Source organism: Streptomyces aculeolatus, from assembly GCF_020400605.1.
GTDB classification, from domain to species: domain Bacteria; phylum Actinomycetota; class Actinomycetes; order Streptomycetales; family Streptomycetaceae; genus Streptomyces; species Streptomyces aculeolatus.
The window spans coordinates 151,433-167,314 of record NZ_JAINRD010000020.1; the positions used below are offsets into that span (position 1 = coordinate 151,433).

Here is a 15,882-nt window from a genome sequence, read left to right on the forward strand (position 1 = left end):
GCCGTCAGCCTGCCGCCGCGTAACACCGCACGGCCACGCGCTGCTCCGGTCCCCACTCCTGCTCGACCGTGGCCAGCAACTCCCAGCCGAGCCGCTCGTACAGGGCTGTCGCCCCGGTGTCGGTAGCCACCACGTCGAGCACCGGATGCAAGCCGCGATCCTCCGCTGCCGTGACGGCCCGCGCCATCAGCAGCGCACCGATCCCGCGACCGCGGGCCCACGGGGCGACGAACAGCCGGTTCACCACCGCGGTCGCGTCGACACCCACCCCCGCGCGAGCGCTCCACAGCCCCGGTGCCGCGTCTCCCGCGTCGCTCCGCGACAGGACGACATGGCCGGCGACGCGGCCGTCCACCTCCGCCACCCATGAGGCGATGAGCGAGGGTGGCGTGAGCCATGCCGCCGGGCGGTCGGGCCAGTTCACCGGATAGCCGTCCTGCTCATGGACCTCTGCCAGCACCCCCACGCACTCACCGAGGTCGCGATCACCGCGCTGCCGGGTACCCGGGGGTGTGTCCGCGCCGGACACGCTCTCGCTGTTCACCGCGGCATGGAAACACGGCCCGAAGTCCGGTGACCAGCAATTTTCGCGACCCTAGCCCTCCTCCGAGTCCCCTGCCTCGGCCGTCGCCCGACTGGCCAGACGCTCGTACCGCTGCCGCGCCGCCTGCGGCGTGCCCAGCCCGAGCCCGAAGGCGATCTCCTGCCACGTCAGGCCCCGCCCCCGTGCCATCTGAAGGAGTCCCGTTTCCAGCTCGTCCATCTCCGCCCGGACCAACGGAACGAGGCTCAGTGCGGCCGTGATGTCTGCCCTGTCCACCTCCGGCTCGCCCTCCTCCGGCTGCACCGCCCCACTGAGCAGGAACGCCACGAGCCTGACGGCCTCGTGCGGCCCCACCGCCGTGGGGTGCACCTGTCGGTGGCGCTGCTCGTCAGTGGCCGCGTGCCGCTCGGCAATCCGATACAGCGACGCGTAGACGCGGTGCGCCCGCGCCTGTTCCGGGTGCGGAGGCGTGAAGGGGTCGGTGGGCCCGTCGGTCGTGTGCGACATGAGGCGAGTCTGTGGCAGCGCTCATGCTGATGTCAATGCGTTGTTTTAAACGGTCCGTTCAACTTGCGTGCGGGCGTACGCGACGAAGGCGGCCCAGGCGTCGGGGGTGAAGCGGAGTATGGGGCCCTCGGGGTCCTTCGAGTCCCGGACGTGGATGGTGTGCGGGGTGGGGGCTATCTCGATGCAGTCGCCGCCCTGCACGCCGCTGTAGCTGGACTTGACCCAGGAGAGCTCCGGGTTGAGACCTTCGGGCCGCTTGATGCTCATAGCTCTCTAGCCACCTGTTCGATAAGACGGACGGAACGCTCGGTGTCGAGGGCCTTCGTGAGCAGCGAGCCGTACCGGTGCCGGTAGTCGCTGACGGCGTCCCCGCTGCTGGTCGCGATCACCCTGCCCTGTGACTCCAGACAGACGATCTGTTTCCGATCGGCCCCTTCTAACAGCACCATATGCCCGTCCAGCCCGCAGTGTGCGGCTGCTGCCGTGGGCATGACTTGGATCTCGACGTTGCGCAGCTTCGCGCGCTCGATCAGCTTGCGCAGTTGCCGCAGCATCACTTCACGGCCACCGACCTTGCGGTGCAGTGTGGCCTCTTCGACGATGAAGATGAACGCCACCGGTGGCTTCTGACGGGTCAGCAGCGCCTGCCGTGCCAGACGTGCGGTCACGTGCTGGTCCATGGTCTCGTCAGCCAGAGGTGGGCAGTTGACGCTGATCAACGCACGTGCGTACTCCTCCGTTTGCAGCAGCCCAGGGACCAGCATCGGGTCGTACGAGAGCCTGCTTACCGCGTCCGCCTCCAAGGTCGCGAAGTCCCGGAAGAATGCGGGCAACTGAGCCCGGTCCACCTCCTCCTGCAACTCCTCCAACACACCCCCCGCCCCCGTCACTTCCTCCGCCCGCTCCGTGAACTCCCCCTTCGCCGGCCGCCTCCCCTGCTCCACCGACGCGCAGTGGTCCTGCGAATACCCCATCCGCTCGGCCAACTCCTCCTGCGTCAGCCCCGCCTTCGTGCGGAAGAACTTCAGCAGCTTCCCGTATGCGACCCAACTCCCCGGCCTGTCGTCGTCGTTGATGCGCTTACCCCGGCGGCGGTTGTTCCCCATCCGAACCACGCCCCTGTCTCTCGTACGCGCGTGCTACCCGGGCCAACGACCGACCCCGCCAAGGGTTCCGGGCAGCGGCTCGTACAAAGCAGGCCCCCTCTCGTACATAACGCTCCTGTCGACCGGCCGCCCTACACCCCCTCTCCCCGCCCCCGCCAACGTGGCTCCATGCACGCACCAACCGCCGACCCCACCCACCCCACCCTCTCCGCGCTCTTCAGCCCCACCCCCCGCGGCGCCCGCCGTGCCCGGCTCCTCGCCGTGCACCAGCTCGGCGACTGGGGCATCCCCCGCGCCACGCCCACCGCCGAGGCCGTCGCCGCCGTGACCGCCGAGCTGGCCGCCAACGCGGCCGTGCACGGGCGGCATCGGGGACGGTACTTCCGGCTGCGGCTGCTCCTGCAGGAGCACGTCGTACGGATCGAGGTCTCCGACGCCCGGCCCGAGCGCCCCGTGCCCACGGCCCCCGCCGCGGCGCCCGTGAACGCCGACACCGACCACGGACGCGGGCTCGTCCTCGTCGCCGCCTTCGCCGAGCGCTGGGGGTGCTTCCAGCCCGGTCCCGCCGTCAAGACCGTCTGGGCCGACGTCCGGCGCGACCTCAGAACAGCTTCCCCGGGTTCATGATGCCCAGCGGGTCGAACACCCCCTTGATCTCCCGCTGCAGCTCCAGACCCACCGGCCCCAGCTCCTTCGCCAGCCACTCCTTCTTCAGCAGCCCCACCCCGTGCTCGCCGGTGATCGTGCCGCCCAGCTCCAGGCCCAGCGCCATGATCGCGTCGAACGACTTGCGCGCCCGCGCCGACTCGTCCGGGTCGGCCGGGTCGAAGCAGACGTTGGGGTGGGTGTTGCCGTCGCCGGCGTGCACGCAGGTGCCGATGGTCAGGTCGTACGCGGCGGCGATCTCGGCGACGCCGTCGAGGAAGGCGCCGAGGCGGCTGCGGGGGACGCAGACGTCGTCGATCATCGTCGTGCCGCTGACGGCCTCCAGGGCCGGGAGTGCCGCGCGGCGGGCGGCGAGGAGCAGTTCCGACTCCGCGGCGTCCGCGGCCGGGACGACCTCCGTGGCGCCCGCCGCGGTGCACAGGGCGCCCAGGGCCGCCAGGTCGGCGGCCGGGTCGGGGGTGTCGAAGGCGGCGAGGAGCAGGGCCTCCGTGCTTTCCGGGAGGCCCATCCTCGTCAGGGAGTTGACGGCCCGTACCGTCGTGCGGTCCATCAGCTCCAGCAGCGACGGCACGTGCCCGCCCGCCATGATCCGGCAGATCGCGTCGCACGCCGCCGCCGCCGACGGGAACTCCGCCGCCAGCGCCAACTGCTGCCCCGGCGCCGGCTTGAGCGCCAGCGTGGCGCCGACCACCGCGCCGAGGCTGCCCTCCGAGCCGACGAAGAGCCGGGTCAGGTCGTAGCCCGCGACGCCCTTCGCCGTGCGGCGGCCGGTGGTGAGCAGCCGGCCGTCCGGGAGTACGACGTCGAGGCCGAGGACGTACTCCGCGGTGACGCCGTACTTCACGCAGCACAGCCCGCCCGAGCCGGTGCCGATGTTGCCGCCGATCGTGCACGTCTCCCAGCTCGACGGGTCCGGCGGGTAGAACAGGCCCTCGGCGGCGACCGCGCGCGACAGCGCGGCGTTGACGACGCCGGGTTCGACGACGGCGATCCGGTTGACCGGGTCGATCTCCACGATGCGGTCCATCCTCACGAACGACAGCACGATCGCCCCGTCGTCCGCGTTGGCCGCCCCCGACAGGCCCGTACGGGCACCCTGCGGGACGACGGGGACGCGCAGCGCCGTCGCCGTACGCATCACGTGCTGCACCTGCTCGACCGTCTGCGGCAGCACCACCGCCGCGGGCGTGCCCGAGGGGCAGAAGCCGGCCATGTCGCCCGCGTACGACGCGGTGACGTCCGGGTCCGTCAGCACCGCCGCGGCGGGCAGGCCCGCCAGGAGGGCCGCCTGCACCGCCTCGTTACCGACCACGCCGTTCCCGGCGCCTTCGCTCCTGACGGCCTCATCGCTCATGCCTTCAGACTGCAACGACTCCGCCCGCGGCGAAACCCCGCCGCACGCCACCAGCCGTCATCCGCCTCATGTCACCCGCGGCAGCTGGCCGTCCAGCCAGTCCGTCAGCGTCTCCATGTACGACGCGGTGATGTGCGCCCCGTTCCGGTACACGATCACGTTCCCGATCACCGCCGGGCACGTGCCGTCCTTGCACATCACCGGCTTCGGGTCGATGAGCCCGACCTCGTCGAACTTCGCGTTCGCCCGCGCGCTCACCGGCTCGTACCCGTACCCGTCCGCCTCCGAGAACGCGCAGTCCTCCAGATCCCGGACCGCCCCCGAGACGCAGGACGGGATGTCCTCGGGCGGGTACGGGTTGTCGGCGAGGGTGAGGACCGTGGCGCCGGTGTCGAGGAGGTCGTCCATGGTCTCCTCGTAGCCCTTCTGGTGCGCCTTCGCGCTCTCCTTGCCGCTCAGCCGCTTGCCGTCCTCCACGACGGTCTTGACGTCCTGCGTGCCCGTGATGATCAGGTCGGGGCTCTCGGCCTCGATCCGCTCCAGGGCGTGGTCGCGCCACTCGTCGCACTCGGTGTACGTGCGCTGGAGCTGGTTGTTGAAGACCGTGACCTGCGCCGGGGTGCAGGCCGACTTCGTCAGGGTGACCAGCCGCAGGCCGCGCCGCTCGGTGACCTTCTCGAGCGCGGGCGCGTACTGGATGGCGTGCGAGTCGCCGAAGAGCACGACGGTGTCGGTGCCGCCCGTGTTCCCGTACGCGCAGTCCCCCGACTCCGTCTCCTGCTGCCCGGCCAGGCAGCCGTCGTCGTGGACCTTGCCGCGGTCTTCGGTGGCCTTCTCCGGGAGCGGGCGCAGCGCCTTCGCGGACTTCTGCGGCTGCTCCTCGTCGGTGAGGGCGGCGGCGCCGCGGGCCTGGTCGGCGGAGGCGAGGGCGATCGTCGGGGCGGAGATCCAGGAGCCGGCCGCGACGAGCACCGTGACCGCGGTGCAGGCGGCGCCGACGCCCAGGGCGCGGGGGGTGGGGAGCAGGACGCGTGCGCGGCGTACGGGCTCCTCCACGAGCCGGTGCGTGAGCGCCGCGGGCAGCGCGGCGGCGGCGACCACGACGAGCATCCAGCGGACGGGCACCTCGCGGTCCAGCGCGAGGGGCACGAAGACGACCGCGGGCCAGTGCCACAGATACCAGGAGTACGAGATCCGCCCCGCGTAGCGCAGCGGCGGGACGGACAGCAGCCGGCCCACGGGGTGGGCGGCGAGCCCGCAGCCGGCGGCGATGACGGCCGCCGTGCCCAGCACCGGCAGCAGGCCCCACGGGCCCGGGAAGCGGGTGGCGTCGTCGAACCGCAGCCCGGCGTACGCGACGGCCGCGAGCCCCGCGGCGGCCAGGCCTGCGGCGGCCAGCCCGCCGGCCGTGAGGGCGCCGCCCGCGGGCGCGCCGGGGCGGGGGGCAGGCAGGGCGCGGCGCCAGGCGGCGGCGGGGACCAGGGCGAGAAGCCCGCCGACGGCCAGCTCCCAGCCGCGGGTGAACGTCGAGAAGTACGCGACCCCGCCCTCCTCGGCGCTCAGCCGCACGGCGTGCACGAACGACACCGCGGCCAGCGCCCCCAGCGCCACCGCCAGGCGCGCCCGCAGCCCGAAGCGGGCACCCGGCCCGAAGCGGGCCAGCGGACCCCGGCGGGCGGCGGCGCCCCGGCGGGCGGTCCGGAACGTCCACAGCACCGCCAGCACCAGCAGCGGCCACGCCAGGTAGAACTGCTCCTCCACCGCCAGCGACCAGTAGTGCTGGAGCGGGCTGGCCTCGGCGTCCGCCGCCGAGTAGTCGACCGCCCGGCCGGCCTGCTGCCAGTTCGTCACGTACAGCGCGGCGCCTGCCGCGTCGGCCGCGACGTTCCGGCGCTCCAGCGGCGGCATCCACTGCCATGCCGCCAGGCACACGGCGAGCACCACGACGGCCGCCGCGGGCAGCAGCCGGCGCGCCCGGCGGCCGTAGAAGCGCAGCAGCGAGACCTTGCCGTGCCGCTCCGCCTCGCGCAGCAGCAGGCCGGTGATGAGGAACCCGGAGACGACGAAGAAGACGTCCACGCCCACGTATCCGCCGGGGAACCAGGGGACGCCCGCGTGGTAGAGCAGGACCAGGCCGAGCGCCACCGCCCGGAGCCCCTCCACGTCGGGGCGGAACGCCGGGCGGCGCCGTTCGTCCTGCGCGTCCTGCCGGACACCCTCCTGCCGTGCAGGCTCCTGCTGCTCCCGCTCGATACGCATCACAATTGCGTATCATCCCCATCGCGGAACGGCCAAGCCGGGGTGGGGAAACCGGCAGGGATCAGGCAGGGATCGGGCAGGAATTACCCATAGGTCACAGGTTGCCGCGTTTGTCCTGTTCGCGCTCGATGGCCTCGAACAGCGCCTTGAAGTTGCCCTTTCCGAAGCCCATCGAGCCGTGCCGCTCGATGATCTCGAAGAAGACCGTCGGCCGGTCCTGCACCGGCTTGGTGAAGATCTGCAGCAGGTAGCCGTCCTCGTCGCGGTCGGCGAGGATCTTCAACTCCCGCAGCTCGTCGATCGGTACGCGGGTGTCGCCGACCCACTCGCCGAGGGTGTCGTAGTACGTGTCCGGCACGCCGAGGAACGCGACGCCGGCCGCGCGCATGGTCCGTACCGTGCCGACGATGTCGTTGGTGGCCAGCGCGATGTGCTGCACGCCGGGGGAGTTGTAGAACTCCAGGTACTCGTCGATCTGCGACTTCTTCTTGCCCGGCGCCGGCTCGTTGATCGGGAACTTGACCTTCAGCGTGCCGTCGGCGACGACCTTCGACATGAGCGCGGAGTACTCGGTGGCGATGTCGTCGCCCACGAACTCCTTCATGTTCGTGAAGCCCATGACCTTGTTGTAGAAGGCCACCCACTCGTCCATTTTGCCGAGTTCGACGTTGCCCACGCAGTGGTCGACGGCCTGGAACGTCCGCCGCGCCGGCGGCGCGACGAGCGGCTCGGCGGCGGCGAAGCCCGGCAGGTACGGGCCGTCGTAGCCGGTGCGCTCGACGAGGGTGTGGCGGGTCTGGCCGTACGTCGCGATGGCGGCGAGCACCACGGTGCCGTGCTCGTCCTTCAGCTCGTACGGCTCCTCGAGGCCCGTGGCGCCCTGCGCGACGGCGTGCGCGTACGCGGCGCGGGCGTCGGGGACCCGGAGGGCGAGGTCGATCACGCCGTCGCCGTGCTCGGCGACGTGCGCGTCGAGGAACCGGCCGCGGTCGCTCACGGCCTTGACGACGGAGGTGAAGACGAAACGGGCGGAGCCGTTCTCCAGCACGTAACTGGCCGTCTCGCGGCTGCCGTTCTCCGGTCCGGAGTACGCGACCAGCTTCATGCCGAACGCCGTGGAGTAGTAGTGGGCGGCCTGTTTGGCGTTGCCGACCGCGAACACCACGGCGTCCATCCCCTGCACCGGGAAGGGGTCGTCCTGCCGGATCTGCGGAGCGGGCTGATCAATGGTCTCGGTCATGCTCAAAAGGGTCCCCCCGGTTGGCAAGGTGTGCAATAGTTGCCGAAATTGCTGGACACATTGACCGGTGATATGGCGGGATGGTCGGGCTATCTGTACAAGCTGACCAACGAGGAGCGTGCGAGATGATCGATCAGCTCGACGGCCGGCTCCTGGAGCTGCTCGCGAACGAGCCGCGCATAGGCGTGCTGGAGGCCAGCCGCCGCCTCGGCGTCGCCCGCGGCACCACGCAGGCCCGGCTCGACCGGCTGCGCTCCGGCGGCGTCATCCGCGGCTTCGGCCCGGACGTCGACCCGGCGGCCCTGGGCTACCCGGTGACCGCGTTCGCCACCCTGGAGATCAAGCAGGGCCAGGGCAACGACGTACGCAGCCACCTGGCGCGCGTGCCGGAGGTGCTGGAGCTGCACACGATCACGGGGCACGGCGACATGCTGTGCCGGCTGGTGGCGCGGTCGAACGCCGACCTCCAGCGGGTGATCGACCTCGTCGTGGGGTTCGACGGCATCGTGCGGGCGTCGACGGCGATCGTGATGGAGAACCCGGTGCCGCTGCGGATCGTGCCGCTCGTCCGGCAGGCGGCAGGCGGCCCGCCCGGCCCGCCCGGGACGTCCCCGCCGCCCGGGGCCCGCGACGAGGGGGCTACGGACCGGCCGGCGCGGTGACCTTCGCCACGAAGTCGTCCAGGTTCCCCCACATGCGCGCGACACGCTCCGCCACGGTCAGCGACTCCTCCTGCGGCACGGTACGCAGCTTCGGCTGCCGCTTGCCGCGCAGGTAGAGCGAGCAGGCCAGGTCGGCGCAGACGTACACGCCGACCGTGTTCCCCTGCCGCCCCCGCGCGCCCGCCAGCGGCGCGGCGAGCAGCCGCACGCCGGAGGCGGAGTGCGCGGTCAGGCAGAGCTGGCACATCCGGGACCGCACCGCGCTGGCGCGGCCCGCCGCCGGCACGCGCAGGGTGATCCCGAGCGGCCCGCCGGGGCGGGGGACGATCAGGTGGGCGCGCAGCGGCGCACCGGGGTCGACCCAGCCGAGGAAGTCGAGGTCCGCCCAGGGCAGCGCGGCGAAGTCGAGCGGCAGCCTGAGCCGGCCGGCATCGCCCTTCGTGCTGTTCACGAAGGACGCGCGGATCTGTTTCTCACCGATCGGTTCCACGCCGGACGACGTTACGGAGATCGCGTACGGAGCGCATTCGATTTCCGGCCGGCGCCCGCGCCCCGCCGGTGCTCAGGTCCCGGCGGGCGTGCCGTCCGCGGCGATCCGCCGGAAGCCGAGGTACGGCACCAGGGACCCGGGCAGCAGGACGGAGCCGTCGGCCTGCTGGTGCTGCTCCAGGACGGCGGCCAGGGCGCGGCCGATGGGCAGCCCGGAGCCGTTGACCGTGGCGGCCGGGGTCGTCCTGCCGTTCTCGTCGCGGGTGCGGATGCCGGCGCGGCGGCCCTGGAAGGTGCCGAAGTCGGACACCGAGGAGACCTCCCGGTACGCGGCCTGGCCGGGCAGCCACACCTCCAGGTCGCAGGTCAGCCGCGCGGCGAAGCCGGTGTCGCCGGCCGCCAGCGTGACCACCCGGTAGGCGAGGTCCAGCTCCCGGAGGCAGGCCTCGGCGTGGCCGACCATCTCCGCCATCTCGGCCCGCGCCCGGTCCGGTGCGCAGATGCGCACCAACTCCACCTTCGCGAACTGGTGCTGGCGGATCAGGCCGCGGGTGTCCCGGCCGTAGGAGCCGGCTTCCGAGCGGAAGCAGGGGGTGTGCGCCGTCAGCGCGAGCGGCAGCTCGGCCGGCGGGATGATCTCGTCCGCGTACAGGTTGGTCAGCGGGACCTCGCCGGTCGGGATCAGGAACAGGTCCCGGTCCGCGACGGCCGTGCGGAACAGGTCCTCCTCGAACTTCGGCAGCTGGCCCGTGCCGGTCATCGTGCCGCGGGTGACCAGGAAGGGCACCGAGTGCTCCACGTACCCGTGGCGGCGGGTGTGCAGGTCGAGGAAGAGGGCCGCGAGCGCCCGCTCCAGCGCCGCGCCGACGCCCCGCAGGACGCTGAAGCGCGGCCCGGACAGCTTCGTCGCCCGGCCGAAGTCCAGGATGCCCATGGCCTCGCCGAGGTCCACGTGGTCCCGGGGCTCGAAGTCGAAGGACGGCGGCTCGCCGACGCGGCGCTGCTCGACGGCGTCGTCCTCCGAGTCGCCGTCGGGCGCCTCGTCGGCGGGCAGGTTCGGGATGCTCAGCAGCAGCTCCCGCAGCTCCTGCTGGAGCTTCGCCTGCTCCGCGTCCGTCTCGCGGATCTGCTCCTTGGCCGTACGGGCCGCCTCTTTCAGCGCCGCGATGTCGCCGCCCTGCTTCGCGGTCTGCTGCACCTCCCGGGCCAGGCGCTTGGCCTCGGCGCGCAGCTCGTCGCCGGACCGGACGCTCTTGTTCCGACGGGACAGCAGGCTCTCCAGGGAGGAGATGTCCAGGGTGTGGCCGCGGCGCGCGAGCCGGCGCACGGCGCCGTCACCCATCTCGATCAGAACGCGGGCATCATGCATCGGTGCCGTACTCCTCGGATGTGATCGTCGGGCCCCGACGGTAGCAAGGCCCGGCACGTCAGCAACCCGGTACGTCGCCGCCCGACTTCAGCGCCTTCAGCGACGCCACGGCGTCCGACAGCTTCTCCACCGGCACCAGCCGCAGCCCCTCCGGCAGCTCCGACTCCGCGTCCGAGCACTCCGCCTTCGGCACGAGGAACACCGTCGCCCCGTCGCGCTTCGCGGCCAGCGTCTTGAGCGCCACGCCGCCGACCGGGCCGACGGTGCCGTCCCGCGCGATCGTGCCCGTACCCGCGATGACCTTGCCGCCTGTCAGGTCGTCGGGGCCGAGCTTGTCGACGATCCCCAGGGCGAAGAACAGCCCGGCGCTGGGGCCGCCGACGTCGGTGAGGCGCAGCTCGACGTCCACGCTGCCGGGCTTGCGGCCGAGGTGGTCCAGGGCGGCGGTGACGGCGGTGTTCTGCGACTCGCGCATCTGCCCCGCGTTGTACTCGCGGATCTCCTTGCGGGAGTCGCCCACGGGGTACACCGCGTCCTTGGGCATCACGGCCTCGTCGGTGGCGAACCAGCCGGAGGCGATGTCCGCGAGGCGCAGGTCGACCTCCGGTCCGGTCGCGGCGATCGTCGTCATCCGCAACTCGCCGTCGGTGGGGTGCTGTTCGGCCCCGGACACGGTGATGACGGGGCTGCCCTGGTGGTCGCCGAGCACGTCGGCGGTCATCCCGGGCTTGGCGAGCGAGAACGGCAGCGGGGCGAACGCCGCGGCGGCGAGCAGCCCGGCCACGGGCGCGGCGCAGAGCGCGAGGGTCACACGACGAGGTGGCACGCCCCCAATCTACGGTGCCGCCGCCGGGCGGGCCGAACGGGAGGGGGCGGCCGGGGCCGTACGGAAGGGGCGGCCCGGTCCGTACGGGAGGGTCCGCGGTCGTACGTGCGGCGGCTCCGCCGCGCCGCGGCCGGCCCGCGGCGAAGCCGCCGGGCAGACGTCCGGGTCGCGTGCTCGCCGGCCACGGCCGATCCGCACGGCCGGCCGGTCCCGCGGGTGACCGCGGACAACCGGTCCGCGGCCGCGGACCGTCCCCGGGTCCCGCCGCGCCGTGCGGCTAGCGCAGGGCCTGGGCGACTTCCCTGGCCGCCGAGACCACCCGGGGGCCCACCTCGCCCGGCACGATCTCGTGCAGCATCACCACGCCCACGCTGCCCTCTATCCCCGACACCCCCAGCAGCGGCGCCGCCGCCCCGCTCGCGCCCGCCTCCAGCTCGCCGTGGGTCAGGGCCAGCGCCAGCTCCGCGTCGGTCTCGCATGCGCTCGGGCCGAGGCCGCGGCCCTTGAGTATCGCCCGGCCCGCCGCGCCCTGGTCCAGGGCGTGCCGGAAGCCGGCGCGGTAGGCGACGTGGTAGTCCGTCCAGCTCGGTTCGACGACCGCGACGGCCAGCGCCTCGCTGCCGTCGACCAGCGTCAGGTGCGCCGTCGCGCCGACGTCCTCGGCGAGCGAGCGCAGCGCCGGCAGCGCCGCCTCCCGCACCAGGGGGTGCACCTGCCGGCCGAGCCGCAGCACCCCGAGCCCGACCCGCGCCCGGCCGCCGAGGTCGCGGCGGACGAGGGCGTGCTGTTCCAGGGTGGCGAGCAGGCGGTAGACGACGGTGCGGTTGACGCCGAGCTTGTGCGACAGCTCGGTGACGGTCAGGCCGTGGTCGGTGTCGGCGAGCAGCTTGAGCACGCGGAGTCCACGGTCGAGGGTCTGGGAGGTCTCTGCGGGCACGCCGCCTCCTCAAGTGATGTGCGGCCCTTCCCGCGCCGGCGCACCCGTCCCTTGCAGCGCCCGCGCCTGGAGCCGCCGGAGCCGCAGGTGGCACCGGCTTGTGTCCGCGGCGGCTCTGCCGCGGATCTCGGAGCCCCGCCTCCGCCTGCTCGGCGGGGGTGTGCGGAAACCTAGCGAGCGGCACCGCTCAGCGGAAGACCCCGTCCAGAATCCGGTCAGGATCTTCCACGGCGGTCGCTTTCCGTGATCGTTGCGCGCGGCGCAATGCCCTCGAATGGCCGGATTAACCCCGCATGAAAGAATCGTGCCATGACCGGCTCCGAAGTGAATCCCCCCGCCACCGGACCGCACCGGGTCGCCGTCCTCGTCCGGGACGGCGTGATGCCGTTCGAACTCGGCCTCGTCCACCAGATGTTCGGCTCCGCGCAGGCCGGGGGGCGGCGGCTGTACGAGGTCGTCACCTGCGCGCTGCGGCCAGGACCGGTGCGTACCGACGCGGACTTCCCGGTGCTCGTCGAGCACGGCCCCGAGGCGCTGGCGGGCGCTTCGACCGTGGTGGTGCCCGCGTCGCACGCCGCTGACGCAGTCGAGAGCGCGGCCGAGGGCGCGGCCGGGAACTCCGGGTGGGGTGAGCCGTCGGAGGCGCTGCGGGCGGCCCTCGCGCGGGTGCGGCCCGACGCGCGCATTGCGTCCGTCTGCACCGGCGCGTTCGTGCTCGCCGCCGTGGGCCTGCTCGACGGCCGCCGGGCCACGACGCACTGGAAGTCGGCCGAGCTGTTCCGCCGCCGCTTCCCCGCCGTGCGGCTCCAGCCCGACGTGCTCTACACCGAGGACGGCGGCGTCCTCACCTCCGCGGGCGAGGCGGCCGGCATCGACCTGTGCCTGCACATGATCCGCACCGACCACGGCGCCGCCGTCGCCAACGACGTCGCCCGCCGCACGGTCGTGCCCCCGCACCGCGACGGCGGGCAGGCGCAGTACGTGCCGCGGCCGGTGGCCGAGCCGGAGCTGTCCACCACCGGCCGCGCCCGCGCCTGGGCGCTGGAGCACCTCGACCGGCCCATCGCGCTGCGGGAGTTGGCGGCGCGGGAGTCGATGAGCGTACGGACCTTCAGCCGCCGGTTCCGTGAGGAGACCGGCGTGACGCCGGTGCAGTGGCTCACCCGGCAGCGCATCGAGCGGGCCCGGCACCTGCTGGAGGAGACGGACCGCAGCGTCGACCGGGTCGCGGCGGACGCGGGGTTCGGCACGGCGGCGTCGCTGCGTCAGCACATGCACGCGGCGCTGGGCGTCTCGCCGACCGCGTACCGGGGCACGTTCCGCGGCCCGGGGCAGCTGCCGGCAGCGGCGTAGCGGCCGGCGGCGCGGGGGCGCGGCGCGGTCGCGCGGTGCGGCGCGGGGGCGCGGAGCGGGGCGTACCGGCGCTCATGTGTCGCCGGACTCGTCCGACGGCCACGGGTCGCTCAGCCACAACTCGTCCCGCGTCGCGGGCCCCAGCAGCTCCTCCAGCCCTTCGTCGATCCCGAGCCGGGTCATCTCCGAGCCCGGGGGCACGGCCCGCAGCGTGCGCTCCAGCCAGGCGGAGACCTGGGGGGCCGGCGCCTCGATGAGCGCGTCCCCGTCGGAGGACGTCAGCGCCAGGCAGACGACGCTCCCCGACGCGGACTTCGTCGGCCACACCCGCACGTCCCCGTGCCCGCACGGCCGGAACACCCCCTCCACCAGCAGCTCGCGGGCGAACGACCATCTCACCGGCGCCGCCGAGCCGATGTGGAAGCCGATGTGGACGGCGTACGGGTCGGACGACCTGTAGGTCAGCCTGGACGGAACCGGAACACTCCTCTCCGGCGAGAGCACGAGTCGCAGCTCCAGTTCGCGTTCCACCACTGTCTGCATGGCGTGGCTCCTCTCTTGTCGAACGTCACGCAGGTCCGGCGGGCCTGCGCGGGGAGAGAGGGCCAAACCGCGGTGCTCTTACGCGACTTCCGCAGACTTCCCCCGATCGTTTGACAAGTCTCATAAGGCGGAACGGGGGTGAGGCGGACCCGGCTGTCCGCCGGTTCTGGTAGATGTGGACCCCATGAGCGCCCCGACACCACCCTCCGGCGGCGGGATCCCCGGCCCCGGTTACTACCCCGACCCCTCCATCCCGGGCTACGTCCGGTACTGGAACGGTGCGGCGTGGGTTCCCGGCACCAGCCGCCGCGCGCACGAGGGCGAGGAGGCGGCCGCGGCCGCCGACGGGCAGGAGTCCGGCCCCGCGGCGGACGCGGGCACGGGCGGCCCGGAGAGCACGGAGAGCCCGCAGCGCGCGGAGAGCCCCGCGGACGCCGTGCCCGCCGCGTCCGGCCCGTCCCTGAGCGAGACCGGCCCGGTGTTCCTCGACGAGGAGGAGCCGCAGGACGCCCCGCTCCCCTCCCGCGGGCGGCACGCGCGCGGGAGCGGCGACGCCGACGACGTACGGGACGCGGCCGAGGCGGCGGCGTCCGCCGAGGAGCCGGCGGACGCGCAGGGCGCGTGGCAGGCGGTCGACGTCGTGGACGTCGCAGAACGGGCCGACAACCGCGTCGCCTGGGGCGCGCGGGAGGCGCAGGACCCGCCGGCGCTCACGGTGCCGGCCGAGCTGGGCGGCGGCGCGCCGGAGCCGGGCGGCGCCGGGGAGGAGTCCCGGCTGCCGGGCGCGCGGCACGCGGATGACGCCGACGCCGGCGCCGCGGGCGGCGGCGCCGGGCAGGAGGGCGGACAGGCCGCGCCCGGTGCGTACGAGCAGGACCGGCCGGGCGGGCTGCTCGGCCGCGACCCGCGCGTCGGCGGCGGCTCGTGGGGCGAGCAGGTACGGCGGCTGGCGGGGCCCGCGCCCGTACCGGCGCCCGGGACGCCGGAGGAGACGCGCGAGCCGGAGGCCGCGGGCGGGTCCGGACCGCAGTCCGGGGCGGGCGCCGAATCCGGGTCCGGCTTCGGAGCCGGTGCGGGTGCCGCGTCCGGGGCCGTGGATCCGCGGCAGGCCGCGGGTGGCTACGCGCCGTCGCCGACCGCGCCCGACGTGCCGAACGCGCTCCCCGCGCCGACCACCCCCGACGTGCCGCGGGCGCAGCCCGCGCCGACGACCCCCGACGTACCGGTGTCCCCGACGCCGACGACGCCCGAACTGCCGCAGCCCCGCCCCGCGCCGCCGCAGCTCGCGCCGCAGGGCGGCGGCCACTCCGCGCCGCCGCTGACCCCGGCCGCGCGCACGGCCCCGCCCGCCGTGCCGCAGCAGCGGCCCGCCGGGCAGTTCCCCGAGCGGGCCGCCGCCCGCGCCGAGCTGCCGCAGGGCGGCGGCGCCGGGGCCGGCACGGGGGAGCCGCCCGTCGTGCCGTGGCGCCCGCCGGCCAGTGACCCCTTCCTCAGCGCCGCGCAGGGCACCGCGCCGCCCGCCGGGCTCGGCCGCAGGCTCGGCGCCCGGTTCGTGGACGCGCTGCTGGTCGGCGGCGTCGTCGCCGCGGTCGCGGTGCCGCTGGTGAGCAAGTCCGTGGACCACGTACAGGGCAAGATCGACGCCGCCGAGGAGTCCGGCAAGACCGTCACGGTCTGGCTCATCGACGGCACCACGGGCCCGTATCTCGCCCTCGTCCTCGGCCTCTTCCTCGTCCTCGGCCTGGTCGTGGAGGCGCTGCCGACCGCGAAGTGGGGCCGTACGCCCGGCAAGCGGCTCTTCGGCGTGCGGGTGCTGGACATCGAGTCGCAGGACCCGCCGGCGACCGGCTCGGCGCTGCGGCGGTGGCTGACGTACGCGGTGTTCCTGCTGCTGCCGCTGATCGGGCTGCTGAACGTCGTCTGGTGCGCCTTCGACAAGCCGTGGCGGCAGTGCTGGCACGACAAGGCGGGGCGCACGTACGTGGCGCGCGGCTGAGCCGTTCGGCCCCGCCCGGGATGCGGGGCGG

16 protein-coding genes are annotated in these 15,882 nt (G+C 73.9%); 4 read left to right on the forward strand and 12 right to left on the reverse strand.

Annotation, left to right across the window (positions count from 1 at the left end):
* Positions 1-4 precede the first annotated feature (4 nt).
* The 4 genes from LG396_RS28190 to LG396_RS28205 are packed head-to-tail and all read right to left on the reverse strand — an operon-like array spanning position 5 to position 2,157.
* Positions 5-544, reverse strand: a complete 540-nt coding sequence (locus LG396_RS28190; RefSeq protein ID WP_225796919.1) for a GNAT family N-acetyltransferase — start codon at positions 542-544, stop codon at positions 5-7.
* Between the two features lie 51 nt (positions 545-595).
* Entirely contained in the window at positions 596-1,051 is a 456-nt protein-coding gene (locus LG396_RS28195; RefSeq protein WP_225796920.1) for a DNA-binding protein, read from the reverse strand.
* Positions 1,052-1,096: 45 nt separating this feature from the next.
* Positions 1,097-1,318 (reverse strand): DUF397 domain-containing protein, encoded by a 222-nt coding sequence (locus LG396_RS28200; protein WP_225796921.1) that lies wholly within the window; start codon positions 1,316-1,318, stop codon positions 1,097-1,099.
* On the reverse strand, positions 1,315-2,157 hold the full coding sequence (locus LG396_RS28205) for a helix-turn-helix domain-containing protein (RefSeq protein WP_037753218.1): 843 nt from the start codon (positions 2,155-2,157) through the stop codon (positions 1,315-1,317). The genes LG396_RS28200 and LG396_RS28205 overlap by 4 nt, the downstream gene beginning before the upstream one ends.
* 168 nt (positions 2,158-2,325) lie before the next feature.
* Between LG396_RS28205 and LG396_RS28210 the strand changes: the two genes are divergently transcribed.
* Positions 2,326-2,784, forward strand: a complete 459-nt coding sequence (locus LG396_RS28210; protein ID WP_225796922.1) for an ATP-binding protein — start codon at positions 2,326-2,328, stop codon at positions 2,782-2,784.
* Here the strand turns inward: LG396_RS28210 and LG396_RS28215 are convergent.
* From LG396_RS28215 to hppD, 3 genes are all read right to left on the reverse strand, one after another.
* Positions 2,759-4,177: an FAD-binding oxidoreductase gene (locus tag LG396_RS28215; RefSeq protein ID WP_225796923.1), complete on the reverse strand. Its 1,419-nt coding sequence runs from the start codon at positions 4,175-4,177 to the stop codon at positions 2,759-2,761. The genes LG396_RS28210 and LG396_RS28215 overlap by 26 nt on opposite strands.
* A gap of 66 nt (positions 4,178-4,243) precedes the next feature.
* On the reverse strand, positions 4,244-6,436 hold the full coding sequence (locus LG396_RS28220; protein ID WP_225796924.1) for an acyltransferase family protein: 2,193 nt from the start codon (positions 6,434-6,436) through the stop codon (positions 4,244-4,246).
* A gap of 94 nt (positions 6,437-6,530) precedes the next feature.
* On the reverse strand, positions 6,531-7,676 hold the full coding sequence (gene hppD, locus LG396_RS28225) for a 4-hydroxyphenylpyruvate dioxygenase (RefSeq protein WP_018851336.1): 1,146 nt from the start codon (positions 7,674-7,676) through the stop codon (positions 6,531-6,533).
* A 125-nt stretch (positions 7,677-7,801) separates the two neighbouring features.
* On the opposite strand from hppD, the gene LG396_RS28230 reads away from it, so the two are divergent.
* Entirely contained in the window at positions 7,802-8,338 is a 537-nt protein-coding gene (locus LG396_RS28230; protein ID WP_225796925.1) for an Lrp/AsnC family transcriptional regulator, read from the forward strand.
* Here the strand turns inward: LG396_RS28230 and LG396_RS28235 are convergent.
* From LG396_RS28235 to LG396_RS28250, 4 genes are all read right to left on the reverse strand, one after another.
* Entirely contained in the window at positions 8,316-8,828 is a 513-nt protein-coding gene (locus LG396_RS28235; RefSeq protein WP_100303057.1) for an FBP domain-containing protein, read from the reverse strand. The genes LG396_RS28230 and LG396_RS28235 overlap by 23 nt on opposite strands.
* Before the next feature lie 72 nt (positions 8,829-8,900).
* Positions 8,901-10,196, reverse strand: a complete 1,296-nt coding sequence (gene serS, locus LG396_RS28240) for a serine--tRNA ligase (RefSeq protein WP_225796926.1) — start codon at positions 10,194-10,196, stop codon at positions 8,901-8,903.
* 58 nt (positions 10,197-10,254) lie between these two features.
* Positions 10,255-11,007 (reverse strand): S16 family serine protease, encoded by a 753-nt coding sequence (locus tag LG396_RS28245; RefSeq protein ID WP_225796943.1) that lies wholly within the window; start codon positions 11,005-11,007, stop codon positions 10,255-10,257.
* 292 nt (positions 11,008-11,299) lie between these two features.
* Positions 11,300-11,959: an IclR family transcriptional regulator gene (locus LG396_RS28250; RefSeq protein ID WP_018834033.1), complete on the reverse strand. Its 660-nt coding sequence runs from the start codon at positions 11,957-11,959 to the stop codon at positions 11,300-11,302.
* A 309-nt stretch (positions 11,960-12,268) separates the two neighbouring features.
* Between LG396_RS28250 and LG396_RS28255 the strand changes: the two genes are divergently transcribed.
* Positions 12,269-13,312, forward strand: coding sequence for a GlxA family transcriptional regulator (locus tag LG396_RS28255; protein ID WP_225796927.1), 1,044 nt, complete (start codon positions 12,269-12,271; stop codon positions 13,310-13,312).
* A 72-nt stretch (positions 13,313-13,384) separates the two neighbouring features.
* On the opposite strand, the gene LG396_RS28260 is transcribed toward LG396_RS28255, so the two are convergent.
* A complete protein-coding gene (locus LG396_RS28260) occupies positions 13,385-13,855 on the reverse strand; it encodes an SsgA family sporulation/cell division regulator (protein WP_225796928.1) in 471 nt (156 codons plus the stop codon).
* A 184-nt stretch (positions 13,856-14,039) separates the two neighbouring features.
* On the opposite strand from LG396_RS28260, the gene LG396_RS28265 reads away from it, so the two are divergent.
* Positions 14,040-15,851 carry an RDD family protein gene (locus tag LG396_RS28265; RefSeq protein ID WP_225796929.1) on the forward strand — a complete coding sequence of 604 codons (1,812 nt, stop codon included), beginning with the start codon at positions 14,040-14,042 and terminating at the stop codon, positions 15,849-15,851.
* Positions 15,852-15,882 lie beyond the last annotated feature (31 nt).

Coding starts and splice junctions, on each gene's coding strand:
- LG396_RS28195 (WP_225796920.1), bottom strand. CDS start 1,051: ATGTCGCACACGACCGACGGGCCCACCGACCCCTTCACGCCTCCGCAC.
- LG396_RS28200 (WP_225796921.1), bottom strand. CDS start 1,318: ATGAGCATCAAGCGGCCCGAAGGTCTCAACCCGGAGCTCTCCTGGGTC.
- LG396_RS28205 (WP_037753218.1), bottom strand. CDS start 2,157: ATGGGGAACAACCGCCGCCGGGGTAAGCGCATCAACGACGACGACAGG.
- LG396_RS28210 (WP_225796922.1), top strand. CDS start 2,326: ATGCACGCACCAACCGCCGACCCCACCCACCCCACCCTCTCCGCGCTC.
- LG396_RS28215 (WP_225796923.1), bottom strand. CDS start 4,177: ATGAGCGATGAGGCCGTCAGGAGCGAAGGCGCCGGGAACGGCGTGGTC.
- LG396_RS28220 (WP_225796924.1), bottom strand. CDS start 6,436: ATGCGTATCGAGCGGGAGCAGCAGGAGCCTGCACGGCAGGAGGGTGTC.
- hppD (WP_018851336.1), bottom strand. CDS start 7,676: ATGACCGAGACCATTGATCAGCCCGCTCCGCAGATCCGGCAGGACGAC.
- LG396_RS28230 (WP_225796925.1), top strand. CDS start 7,802: ATGATCGATCAGCTCGACGGCCGGCTCCTGGAGCTGCTCGCGAACGAG.
- serS (WP_225796926.1), bottom strand. CDS start 10,196: ATGCATGATGCCCGCGTTCTGATCGAGATGGGTGACGGCGCCGTGCGC.
- LG396_RS28255 (WP_225796927.1), top strand. CDS start 12,269: ATGACCGGCTCCGAAGTGAATCCCCCCGCCACCGGACCGCACCGGGTC.
- LG396_RS28260 (WP_225796928.1), bottom strand. CDS start 13,855: ATGCAGACAGTGGTGGAACGCGAACTGGAGCTGCGACTCGTGCTCTCG.
- LG396_RS28265 (WP_225796929.1), top strand. CDS start 14,040: ATGAGCGCCCCGACACCACCCTCCGGCGGCGGGATCCCCGGCCCCGGT.